The sequence below is a fragment of the Vibrio sp. YYF0003 genome (assembly GCF_036350715.1).
GTDB lineage: Bacteria > Pseudomonadota > Gammaproteobacteria > Enterobacterales > Vibrionaceae > Vibrio > Vibrio natriegens.
The window spans coordinates 574,134-586,229 of the sequence record NZ_JAZDWA010000002.1 but is presented as its reverse complement, the minus strand read 5'-3'; the positions used below and the strand labels follow the sequence as shown (position 1 = coordinate 586,229).

Sequence of the window (12,096 nt, the reverse complement as noted above, 5' to 3'; positions counted from 1 at the left end):
GTTCATATTGAACCAAGTCTCTTGGGTATAAAGATAATAATAACTAAGTAGATCTAATATGACTCAAACCTTTCAGTTCGCTAATCGCATAGAAATTACCGTCGTTGATAACGACCTGCGCGCCGATGTCATCGGCAATCAAGTACACTTTTCTTTTGCTGGTATCCACCAGAAGACCTTTACTGATCGCGAAGTGCTTTTTGAAGTCCCATTTTTATATGAACATGGCGCTCGCGTGATCGGAGACGGTTTTCAGATGCTGGCACAAACCTCGGGGACTATAAGCCAGCCCATCGATGTTGGTCGTTGTCCTGATAACAATCCGAGTTATCGGATCTATTCTCAAGATGAACCCAAGCGTTACTACAACTACTTAGTGGTTGAAGACTCTGATGGGTATACGTTGTTTGGCTTTACCAGTTGCCGTCGCTTCGCTGGCTATTTTGATGTGCGATTGCATGAAGGTCAGTGGATTCTGGCTGCGGCTATTGATGGCGAGCATACACAAGTGACCGACTGGGAAAGTAATGCTTTGGAGTCTGTTACCGTGCTGAGCGGAACATCATTGTCAGCACTTTACCAACAATACAGCAAGATGATTACAGACAATCATCCGGTACGTAACGGTGTCACACAACGTGCTCCTGTAGGTTGGTGCTCGTGGTACGCCTATTACGCTGACGTGACAGAAACGAACATTTTGCAAAATGTAGAGTGTATGAGCGATAAGCTGGCGGATCTTGAGTGGGTGTTACTTGACGATGGCTATCAGGCGTTCATGGGGGACTGGCTCACGCCTTCCGATAAGTTTTCTGGTGGTGTAAAAGAGTTAATTCAGAACATTCGTTCTAAGGGGAAAAAGCCAGCGATTTGGATGGCGCCATTTATTGCTCAACCAGAGTCGGAAGTGTTCAAACAACACCCTGACTGGTTTGTGCGCCATCATGATGGCAGTTTAATGAAAGCAGAGGATGTCACCTACGGAGGTTGGCGATGCACACCGTGGTATATTCTCGATACTTCTCATCCAGAAGTCCAAGATCACCTTACCCATGTGGTGTCTGTTATGCGTGAAGAGTGGGGCGTCGAACTGTTTAAGCTGGATGCAAACTATTGGGGTACCCTCAAAGGAAAACGCAGCCAGTCTGGAGTGACAGGCGTTGAAGCGTACCGAATGGGAATGGAAGCGATAGCGAAAGGGGCGGGTGACGCTTGGCTGCTGGGTTGTAATGCGCCAATGTGGCCTTCACTGGGGCTGGTGGATGCGATGCGTGTTTCCGATGACGTTGAACGTCATAGTCATCGCTTCGAACAGATCGCAAAAGAAACATTTTACCGCAGTTGGCAGCACCGGAAGCTTTGGCAGATTGACCCAGACTGTGCAACGTTTACCTCGTTACCAAATCAAGCGGCTTCGCGTGAGGACTACGAATTTCATCGTACTGTACTTTTGGCTTGTGGCGGCTTGTTACTTTCTGGCGATCCACTTCCAGAGATTACCCCATTTGCGAGCAAAACGTTGTCGAAACTTATGTTGCGCCAGCGTCGCAGCCAAGAGTCTGCCATCTTTTCGTCATTGAATTTAAATCACGCATTTTTGAAGCTAACAACGAAAAATGATCTGCATTGTTTGTTTAACTACTCAAATCAAGACGCAACGGAGTTTACGCTGACTTCGGACAAGCCTGTCGACTGGTATGATTTCTGGACGGGAGAAAAGCTGAATCAAGACCCTTGTCAGATGTTTTTAGTCAGCCTGGATAAGGGCTTGAATGCAAAAGCCATCGTAACAGTATAGTGTGATGAATTAAGCGCAGAAAAGAGCCTCAAATGAGGCTCTTTTTCCATTTTTAAGCGGTTAAAGCTCAAATAAAAAGTAGTAACCGTAACCAACAATAAATGCAGGAATCGATGAGTAAATAGTCGCAACAAGTGCTGCTTTTGGGGCCATTGCAATAGCCGGGAAAAGGGCATCACCATCGTTTGAGATTGCATTGGCTATTTGCGCTGAAAATGGTGCAGCACCGGAAAGATACAAACTTGTCACTAAAATCTGAGGCCCACACCCTGGAAGCGTGCCAATTGCCAGACCGGCCAATGGCATCCAGATCCCCCAATCCGAGAGAGAACTGGCTATATCCAGCCCCGAAAAGTACGTCGTAAACTCAAAAGCGAGGAAGGCAATGATCACCCACGCGCTAACGAAGTTAGTATCTTGCGCCGCTTTTTGAATCGGATGGGAGTCGGTGATTTTCGCATCTTCGGATACCGTCGATTGGTAACAGCCCAGCTCTTTGGTCATTGCCCAAAGTGACATCGTCATTACCGAGAAAGTCGCCCCAATCCATTCAATGGTATTTGATGGCAAGTTAAGCAACTTGTTGATATCCAGTTGGAAAGACATCATCAGTGCGATAACACTGGTCGGCAATAGCAGCCATTTCCAGAATGTGCCTTGTAAATTGATCGCCTTTTGTTCTTGTTCGTTATAGTGCTTGCTCTGGCTTTGCGTATCAAAAGATTCATTTGGATCTATTTTATGGACAGGGCGTAAAAAATCTTCTTGATGAAAAGCATTTACAACCAGCCCGGAAATCGTGCCGACGACGATGCCCGTAACAACTACGCCCAACCCAACCATGGGTTTAGCCGCGAGTAGTAAAAAAGCCGCGTCACCCATTGTTGATGTCAGTACAGCGACGATGGCGCCAAAACCAACTCGCCCACTGATAAACTGAGTTGTCACAACAATTGCGCCGCCACATCCGGGCAAGGCACCAAGCAGCGCAGCGAAAAATACCTGATGAGTTTGAGAGTGACGATAGAGCTCGGTAAATCGATTCGGTTTCGATAATAAGTGGGAAAGGTAATGATAAATCACTAGAGTCGCACAGACATAACACGATACTGCCCAAAAGGAGTCGGACAGTGTTGTAACCGCGACTTCACGAGTGTGTTCATTGATCAACAATGCGAGCATAAAGACAGGAATAAGCAGGCGTTTATACGCTAGGCGGAACTGAGTTGGCCGAAGCAAGTGCTGGGCTGAATGCAAAAATCTCGTCGCGTTCATTCTGGGCTCAAATGCAAATGGGAATAATTATCATTATATTGTAATGGTATTTATTCGCAATAGAGTTATGCACTTTTCTTCGTGTCAAAGTCCGTCAAATCAGGTAAAGTACGGGCCTTTGTGAGCAAACAGCTTCCAAGGCACAAGATGCCATTATCAGGAAGCGTATCAAATTGACTTGAATAGGAAGAGACATGATTCTAGTTGTAGGTCATAAGAACCCAGACAGTGATAGTATTTGTAGTGCACTCGTTGCAACTGAACTTCTTACGGCGCGTGGTGTTGAAGCAATGCCAATTCGTCAGGGCGAAATCAACCGTGAAACTCAGCACATCCTTGAAGTAGCGGGCGCAGAAGTTCCAGAACTTCGCACTTCAGTAGCGGGTGAAACTGTTTGGCTAGTAGACTACTCAGATCTAGCGCAAGCACCAGACGACATCGCTGAAGCTGAAATTGCGGGTATCGTTGACCACCACCGTCTAGGTGACGTGATGACAGTAAACCCAATGGAAGCATGGATCTGGCCTGTTGGTTGTACTAACACGGTACTATTCAACATGTTCAAGATTGAAGGTCACGAGATCAAGCCTCAAATCGCTAAGCTAATGATGTCAGCAATCCTATCTGACACAGTGGGCTTCGCTTCTCCAACTTGTACTCAAAAAGACAAAGATGCCGTTGCTGAGCTAGCTGCAATCGCAGACGTACAAGACGTTGACGCATTCACGAAAGATCTTCTAATCGCGAAAACAAACATCGAAGGTCTGTCAGCAGCTGAGCTAGTTGAAAAAGACCTGAAAGGTTACCCATTCAACGGTCGTGACGTAGTAGTAGGTCAGGTTGAACTTGCAACACTAGAGCAAGTTGACGGTATGATCGAAGCACTAGAAGCAGACCTAGAATCTCGTTGTGAGAAAGATAACCTAGCTTTCGCTGCTGTGATGCTAACAGACATCACTACTGCTCAAACTCGTCTTCTATACAAAGGTGAGTGGGCAGAGAAGCTAGTTAAGCATGAAGACAACGGCATGCTAATGATGGAAAATACTCTAAGCCGTAAGAAGCAAGGTTGGCCTTGGCTTCAAACTGAATTAGCGTAATTTTCACATTACCAGCTTATAATTGAAATGCCCGCCGATAGGTGGGCATTTTTCTATGGGAAACAGGAGACCAACATGTCCGAGGCATTGACCCAAGAGCAAATGGATACGATCAATCGTTATAATGAAGAACAACGGTTGAAGTACTGCGTAAAAGAGATCGTCGCGAATCGTAAGGTATGGATTCTAAAAGATGAACACGGTTGCGTGATGCTGAATACAGAAGATGACGATTGTGTCCCTGTATGGCCGAACGAAGAGTTTGCTCAGCAATGGGCGACAGGTGAATGGGAAAATTGCGAACCAGAAGCCATCTCACTTAATAAATGGCACAGTCGCTGGACTGTGGGACTGGAAGATGACGAGCTTTCAGTTGTGGTATTCCCAAATCAGAACGAAGAGGGTGTTGTTCTGTTTCCGGATGAGTTTGATTTCGAACTTCGTAAACTCGCTGGTCGACGATAGTTAAATCCAAAGATTATTTACCAGCCCAAGAATTAATAAAGCCTGCACATAATGCAGGCTTTTTCATTACATTGAATGGTTGGGCGCTTTGTAGAAGTGACTTTCAACCAATCGTTGAGTAATTGGGTGCTCAGGGTGGGTAAGAACCTGTTGAGTATCACCACACTCGACCACTTCGCCTTCATGCATGACCATGACTTTATCCGTAATGTGTTTGACGATACCAATGTGCTGCGACACATAAACGAAAGACAAGCCCATCTCTTCTTGTAGTTCTAAGAATAAATTCAGAATCTGCGAGCGCATAGCCATATCGAGACCGTTTAACGCTTCATCCGCCACAATAATCGAAGGTTGAAGTATCAAAGCGCGAGCCAGACAGACACGTTGTTTTTGTCCGGCGGCCAGCATCTGCGGATAAAAGTAGGCATGTTCAGGTAGTAAGCCAACTCGGCGAAGTGTGTCTTTTACACGTTTCATGCGCGCATCCGGCGGCATGTTGGTATTTCGTTTTAACGGACCTTCTAATATGCGACCAATTTGAATTCGTGGGTTTAGCGAGGTATTCGGATCCTGAAAAATCATACGAATCAGCTTGCAGCGCGTCGCATAATCTTTATGTTCCAAACGTTCTCCATTTACGCGAATCTCGCCAGAGCTTGGCGCAACAACACCTGCCAGCATACGAGCCAGAGTCGACTTGCCTGAACCGTTCTGCCCAATAAAGCCGATAGTTTGCCCTGGTTCAAGGGTGAAACTGACCGGTTTTACCGCGACATTCGTCTGACGTTTAAAAAACCGTGAGCGCGTGACAAATTGCTTCGATAAATTATCGACTTCAAGTAGCGCACTCATGACTTTTTCTCCGTGTTCAGTGGAAAGTGACAGTTAAACTTATGATTTTTAATTCGTCGGGTATGCGGAATTTCAACACACTGTTTTTGCGCATAAGGACAACGAGGACCTAATCGACAACCGATTGGCAAATGCTGCAAAGGTGGAATCGAGCCAGGCAGAGACTGGAGTTTCTGCTTGTGTGGAACCCAATCGTTAAAGTCTGGCATCGCCTTTAGCAGAGCATCTGTATAAGGGTGCTTGGGTGCTGCAATTATCTTACGTGTGTCAGCAGACTCAACAGACTGACCACAATACATCACGGTAATGCGGTTCGCCCACTGTGTGATGGTGGTTAGGTCATGGCCAATAAGCAAAATCGTTGTGTTGTTGAGCTGATTCATCCGGCTCAACAGACGCAAGATCTGCGACTGAGTGATTGGGTCAAGGTCATTGGTCGGTTCGTCTGCGATCAGCAATTTAGGCTTAGTGGCAATCGCCATGGCAATCATGATTTTTTGACACTCACCGTCCGTGAGCTCGTAAGGGTAGCTGCCCATTATCCGCTTGTGATCTTTGATACCAACTTTATGGAGTAGGGCAATGGCTTGTTTTTTACGCCACTTAAATCGCTCCCACCATTTACCATCAAAAGATCGAGAAGGGATCGATTCAATCAGTTGGCGGCCGACTTCCTCTGAAGGATCCAGACAGGTCGAAGGCTCCTGAAAAATCATCGCAATATCCCGTGCAATAACCTTCCGTCGCTCTTTAGGAGTAAGTTGCAGGAGATCGATATTTCCCAAGCGCATTCGGTCTGCGGTGATTCGCCAGGTATCTTTGCTAACGCCAACAATGGCTTTAGCAACCAAACTTTTTCCTGAGCCGGATTCACCTACTAAGCCGCGAATTTCACCTTCGTTTAACGTTAGGCTCATTCTGTCTACAGCTCGTACCATTCCCTGAGGTGTTTCAATTTCAATGGTCAAATGACGAATGTCTAATAACGGCATTATTCGATCCCCGCATTAAGCGATCGGCGTACCCCTTCACCTACTAAGTTTAGGGTAATGACAGTAAACATGATAGTGAGGCCTGGTAGGGTTACCGTCCACGGTGCGATGTAAATCAGTTCGACTGAATCGCCCAAAATAGCGCCCCATTCAGTACTTGGTGCTTGTGCTCCCAAACCCAGAAAGCCCAACGCGGTGATATCTAAAATCGCAGTAGAAAGCGCGAGCGTGAACTCTGCCGCGATAACAGTAAGCACGTTTGGCAGTATCGAGCTCCAAAGTAGATAGAAATCATTTGCACCATCCAGACGTGCCGCCATGATGTAGTCTTTTTCTACCTCGGTGTGAACCGCGATGTAAACCGAGCGAATAAAACGCGGAATGAGCGCCAAACAAATCGCCAGCAAGATATTGAACTCGCCGAACCCCAGAAATGCCACAAAAATGATCGCCAATAGTAGCGAGGGAATGGACATTACTGTGTCGAGCAGGTGGTTCAAGGTACTAGACAGCAGACCTTTAGTCATGCCGGCCAATACACCAATCAGGCAACCAATGATGGCTGCTGTGACTGTTATACCCACTGCTGCGCCAAAGGTGAGCTGAGACCCGATGATAAGACGTGACAGAATATCGCGTCCCAAGTCGTCCGTTCCCAAGAAGTAATCGACAGAACCTGATGGTGACCAAGAAGGCGGCACAAGTAGCTCGCCAGATTGAGCCTGAGGGTCAAAAGGTGCGATTAACGGCGCAAATAGGGTGATTAATACAATGAAAGTGAGACACCATAAGCCAAACATTGCCAAACCGTTAGCGCGGTAACTGCGCCAGAATCGTTCGAACTGAGTTGGAATGTGTTCTTCCTGATAAACGTTATTTGTTAGCATACCATTCCTTCCTCACCAGAGGGTTAATCATGGCACCAATCAAATCCGAAAGGATATTGGCGGTCAGAACCAGGGTTGCAAGCACCATAACGCCTGCCTGAATAGAGGCATAGTCTTGGTTTGCCAGCGCATCTAATAGCCAGCGGCCAATACCTGGCCAGTTGAAAACAGACTCGGTAATGATCGCAAGGGTGATCATGCTTGATAGTTGAACGCCAACTTTTGGGACGATTGGCGGAATCGCGTTGCGCAGTACGTGCTGTGTGATGATCTCTCTGTTGGAAAGACCTTTAATTCGAGCGGCACGAATGTAATTTTGACTCATTACTTCGGCAACCGACGAACGCATTAAACCAATAACTTGGGTCGTTGGCGCGAGTGCCAGTACCAAACAAGGCAGCACCATATGTTCAATAACACTTTGCAAGGCATGGGCACGATACTCGCCCTTTGCCATAAAGGCATCGACGATAGCAAAGCCAGTAATATGATCGATTTCATACAGCAGGTCATAGCGGCCAGCCACCGGGAAAAATTGATACTCGAGTGAAAACACCATGATAAGTAGCAAGGCCACCCAAAAAATTGGCGCGGAATACCCGGACATGGCTAAAAACGAGATACTGGTATCTAACACTTTTCCCTGTTTCATCCCCGCCAGAGTTCCTAATGGAATCCCAATAAACAGCGAAACCAGAAAAGCAAAAAAGCACAGCTCTAACGTTGCCGGGAACACGATGGCTAACTCATCGAAAATGGCATTGCCACTCTTGCTGTAGCCAAAATCAAGCTGTGACAGGTTAACAAGATAACTCTGCCAACCCGACCAAAAATCAACTTGTGCCCAATGCGATAGAGGATCGAGACGCAGTAGAGAGAAGCCCACTAAAGTGAGGATCATCAATGTGATGAAAAACAGGTTAAAGCGTCGTATGGTATACAAAAACATCAGTGAACTCTCTCAACTCTATCAAATGGTTGTGCATTGAAAGGGCTTGATTTGAAGCCTGTCAGCGATTTGTCGTGAACACGGAATTGCACACCATGCGCTAGTGGAATAACAGGGAATTGCTCATTCAATATGTTTTGCGCCTGACGGTAGAGGTTCAAACGGTATCGTGGTTCCTGCGTCTCTATCGCTAAATCCAGTAGGAAATCGAAATCATCGTTACACCACATCGAAACGTTCAGGCCAACTCGGTCAGATTCACATGACAATAACGGTCGGAAGAAGTTATCTGGGTCACCCGTATCACCTATCCACCCCGTAAGCAGCAAATCAAGATTGTCCAGATTATCCAAATCGACACGTTCAAACCTATCATCTGTCAACAAGGTTAAATCCACACCAATATCGGCAAAGTTAGCTTGTATCAACTCTGCCGTTTTACGAGGACTTGGGTTGAACGCGCGCGGCTCCAGAGGAACCCACATGGTGAGCGCTAAGCCTTCTTGATAGCCAGCCTCACGAAGAAGCGCGAGAGCGTAGTTTCTGTCGTAGCGTATTTTGACACTGTCTTTTTGATAAGCCCATGAGTTTGGCGGGAGCAAGGTGTAGGCCTGAGTCCCTGTTCCGTAATAAACGGAATCCAATATGTTTTGTCGGTTAATCGCAAGGTTAAGCGCTTGACGAACTCGAGGATCAGTCAGCGCAGGGTTGCCAGTATTAATGGCGATGAAAGAGACGTTGTTCGCTGGTGTCGCTTTCAATTCCAGATTTTCATTTTCCTGAATGACTGGTATCTGGCTTGAAATTGGCGAAGACAACACATCGCATTCATTTCTTAGTAATTTTGCCAGTGTGCCGGTTCCACGATGCGAAATATCAAAAACCACCTGTTCCATTTTCGCTGGAGAGTTCCAGTATTGAGCATGACGTTCTAAGCGAATTAAGTCATTCACCTGAAACTCTTTTAGCTGGAATGGGCCTGTACCAATGGGAAATTGATCAATCTGCTCTTTATGATCTTTAGCCGCGAGTTGTTGTCCGTACTCAGCCGATAGCAATACTGCGTGGCTGGTGGCAATGTTGGCCAGAAAAGAGAAGTTTGGCTTTGAAAGCTTAAACATGACGGTGTCATTGTCGATAGCAATGACATCTTGCAGCAAGTTCTTGAAATCCAGACCGGCAAACCATGGATACAAACCACCGCCCACTTGATGGAAAGGGTGGTTGTCATCAATGATTCGTTTGAAGCTAAACACGACGTCTTGCGAATTCAGTGCTCGGCTGGGTGTAAACCAAGATGTCGACTGAAATTGAACACCGTGCTTGAGCTTAAACGTGTATTCAGTCCCATCTGCATTTACTGACCAGCTTTGTGCAATATTGGCAACCGGCTTATGGGATGTCGGATCGAGCGTAAGCAACGTATCATACAACTGAGGGCTCAATGCTTCAGCAGTAATACCACTATCAACCAATTGTGGGTTAAATGTTGTTGGCTTACCTTGCCCACAAAACACAAATCCTGTTTGGCGAATATCATTGTGGTCGATCTCATCGCCACAGGCGGTGAGTAAGCTAATCCCGATAAGGCTCAGCGATAATCTTATAAAAGCATTCATAATATGAAATGTTCATTGGATCTTGCTTGTTTCATCGAAGTTATTCATCTGGCGTTACAAGCGAAAATGATCCTGCTAATTTAACACCTTTGTGAACTCGCTCCAAATACAAAATCTTTTGCTCGCAGTGTGTTAGATAAAAAGACCTAGTCTAATTATCACTGTAGACCTAAATTGTTACGCATGTTTAGGTCTCGTTTCTGTTTGTGATAGCAAATATTGAGTTCAACCTGGTATCAACTTTGCCCGACTAACCCATATTTGCGAACCATTCCACGTAATTGATGGTAACTTAGCCCGAGCAATTCTGCAGCCTGACGCTGATTGAACTTAGCTTCTTCCAGCGCACGGTTGAGCAAGCGAATATCTTGCTCTTCTTGCCACTGTTTGTAATCGAGCGGGAAATGAACTTGAGTGCTTTGGTCGGTCACATCTTGTTCTGCTTCCGCTTGCTCATTCGAGTGACCCAAAGCGTTGTCCCAGACGGTTGCGAAAGGATTGAATATCAACTGATCAATTGGATCGGCGTTTAAGCCATGTTGATAGATCGCGCGCTCAATAACGTTTTTCAGTTCCCGAACGTTCCCTGGCCAAGGATAGTCAAGTAACGAGCGTTCTGCTTCTGCGGTGAAACCGACGAAATATTCAAGCTGAAGTTCGCGGCACATCTTAATGGCGTAGTATTCCGCCAAAGAAAGAATGTCTTCTTTTCTCTCACGTAGAGGAGGAAGCATGATGACATCAAAAGCAAGCCGGTCGAGCAGATCGGCACGGAAATCACCTTGTTCAGCAAGTTTGGGTAAGTCGGCATTGGTCGCACAGACTAATCGCACGTCGGCATTCAAAGCAGTGTGCCCGCCAACGCGTTCATATTCACCATATTCGATTACGCGCAGCAACTTTTCTTGCACTAACAGTGGCGCAGTCGCTAGTTCATCAAGGAAAAGGGTACCGCCTTCCGCTCGCTCAAAGCGACCTTTATGTTTGCCTTTTGACCCAGTGAACGAGCCAGATTCATGGCCAAACAATTCAGAGTCAATCAAACCTTCGCTCAATGTGGCACAATTTAATGACAGAAGTGGCTTATCCCAACGTCTTGATAAATAATGCAAACGCTGTGCAATAAGCTCTTTACCGGTACCGCGCTCACCAATAATGAGTACCGGGCGTTCAATCGGCGCAAGTTGTGATACTTTATCTAATACAGCGAGAAAAGCGGGCGATTCACCAATCAGGTTTTGCTTCATAGATTCCTTCTTACTTAGCTGCCTAGGTGTGAATTCAATAGGGAATTGGTGAAATTCACCAACAGTTGGTGAAAAACATCATAGCATAATGGTGCATAACAACAACAAAATGAATAACCTATTGATTTTACGGTGTAATTTAAGTTGGCACGTAACTTGTTATGTATTTAGGTAGACACAAGGTAAATCACCACCTTGTCGGGTTTTAATAGGAAAAAAGAGGAGTTCCGTCATGGGTATTTTTTCTCGTTTTGCAGATATCGTTAACTCAAACATCAGTGCATTGTTGGACAAGGCGGAAGATCCTGAAAAAATGATCCGTCTCATCATTCAAGAAATGGAAGATACACTTGTCGAAGTGCGTACCAACTCAGCGAAAGCAATCGCAGATAAAAAAGAGTTGGCTCGTAAAGTTGAGGCTATCGAAGATCAGATCAACGAATGGGGCAAAAAAGCCAGCCTTGCGTTGGTAAAAGAGCGTGAAGATTTAGCGCGTGCTGCTCTTATAGAGAAGCAAAAGCTTGAACAGTTAATCAAAGGTCTTCATACAGAACAAACTTTGGTTGAAGAGACCATTGATAAGTTAACCGGTGAAATTGGTAAGCTGGAAAACAAAATTGCGGAAACACGAGCGAAACAGCAAGCTCTGGCAATCCGTAATCAAACGGCAACTAATCGTCGTGATGTGCAAAAACATCTTCACACTAGCCGTACCAATGAAGCGATGGCTAAGTTTGAACAATACTCACGTAAAGTCGATGAGTTGGAAGCGGAAGCTGACCTATATTCAAGCACTGGCCAGTCAAAATCGTTAGAGCAGGAGTTTGCAGAGCTTCAGGCGCAAGATGAAATTGAAAAAGAGTTGGCAAAACTGAAAGAACAGATGTCATCACAAGATAAATAAAAGAG

11 protein-coding genes are annotated in these 12,096 nt (G+C 45.8%); 4 read left to right on the top strand and 7 right to left on the bottom strand.

The window, feature by feature from the left end:
• The first annotated feature begins 58 nt into the window (after positions 1-58).
• Positions 59-1,798, top strand: coding sequence for a glycoside hydrolase family 36 protein (locus tag V1U08_RS09145; RefSeq protein WP_330470451.1), 1,740 nt, complete (start codon positions 59-61; stop codon positions 1,796-1,798).
• A gap of 60 nt (positions 1,799-1,858) precedes the next feature.
• On the opposite strand, the gene V1U08_RS09140 is transcribed toward V1U08_RS09145, so the two are convergent.
• Positions 1,859-3,073: a putative manganese transporter gene (locus V1U08_RS09140; protein WP_330470450.1), complete on the bottom strand. Its 1,215-nt coding sequence runs from the start codon at positions 3,071-3,073 to the stop codon at positions 1,859-1,861.
• Positions 3,074-3,267: 194 nt separating this feature from the next.
• Here V1U08_RS09140 and V1U08_RS09135 point away from each other — a divergent pair, with 194 nt between their 5' ends.
• Positions 3,268-4,173, top strand: coding sequence for a manganese-dependent inorganic pyrophosphatase (locus V1U08_RS09135; RefSeq protein WP_014231511.1), 906 nt, complete (start codon positions 3,268-3,270; stop codon positions 4,171-4,173).
• Between the two features lie 75 nt (positions 4,174-4,248).
• A complete protein-coding gene (locus V1U08_RS09130; RefSeq protein ID WP_014231512.1) occupies positions 4,249-4,638 on the top strand; it encodes a DUF2750 domain-containing protein in 390 nt (129 codons plus the stop codon).
• Between the two features lie 66 nt (positions 4,639-4,704).
• Here V1U08_RS09130 and V1U08_RS09125 read toward each other — a convergent pair whose 3' ends face one another.
• The 6 genes from V1U08_RS09125 to pspF form a co-directional block, all read right to left on the bottom strand.
• On the bottom strand, positions 4,705-5,493 hold the full coding sequence (locus V1U08_RS09125) for a peptide ABC transporter ATP-binding protein (protein WP_014231513.1): 789 nt from the start codon (positions 5,491-5,493) through the stop codon (positions 4,705-4,707).
• Complete coding sequence (locus V1U08_RS09120) at positions 5,490-6,485, bottom strand: peptide ABC transporter ATP-binding protein (RefSeq protein WP_014231514.1); 996 nt, start codon at positions 6,483-6,485, stop codon at positions 5,490-5,492. The genes V1U08_RS09125 and V1U08_RS09120 overlap by 4 nt, the downstream gene beginning before the upstream one ends.
• On the bottom strand, positions 6,485-7,372 hold the full coding sequence (locus V1U08_RS09115) for an ABC transporter permease subunit (RefSeq protein ID WP_014231515.1): 888 nt from the start codon (positions 7,370-7,372) through the stop codon (positions 6,485-6,487). Before V1U08_RS09115 ends, V1U08_RS09120 begins: the two co-directional genes overlap by 1 nt.
• The gene (locus tag V1U08_RS09110; RefSeq protein ID WP_020332964.1) at positions 7,359-8,321 is read right to left on the bottom strand and encodes an ABC transporter permease; all 963 of its coding nucleotides are present in this window, start codon (positions 8,319-8,321) and stop codon (positions 7,359-7,361) included. Before V1U08_RS09110 ends, V1U08_RS09115 begins: the two co-directional genes overlap by 14 nt.
• Positions 8,321-9,940 (bottom strand): ABC transporter substrate-binding protein, encoded by a 1,620-nt coding sequence (locus tag V1U08_RS09105; RefSeq protein WP_014231517.1) that lies wholly within the window; start codon positions 9,938-9,940, stop codon positions 8,321-8,323. Before V1U08_RS09105 ends, V1U08_RS09110 begins: the two co-directional genes overlap by 1 nt.
• 236 nt (positions 9,941-10,176) lie before the next feature.
• Positions 10,177-11,187, bottom strand: coding sequence for a phage shock protein operon transcriptional activator (gene pspF, locus V1U08_RS09100; RefSeq protein WP_330470449.1), 1,011 nt, complete (start codon positions 11,185-11,187; stop codon positions 10,177-10,179).
• 232 nt (positions 11,188-11,419) lie between these two features.
• On the opposite strand from pspF, the gene pspA reads away from it, so the two are divergent.
• Positions 11,420-12,091, top strand: a complete 672-nt coding sequence (gene pspA, locus V1U08_RS09095; protein WP_020332966.1) for a phage shock protein PspA — start codon at positions 11,420-11,422, stop codon at positions 12,089-12,091.
• Positions 12,092-12,096: the final 5 nt, after the last annotated feature.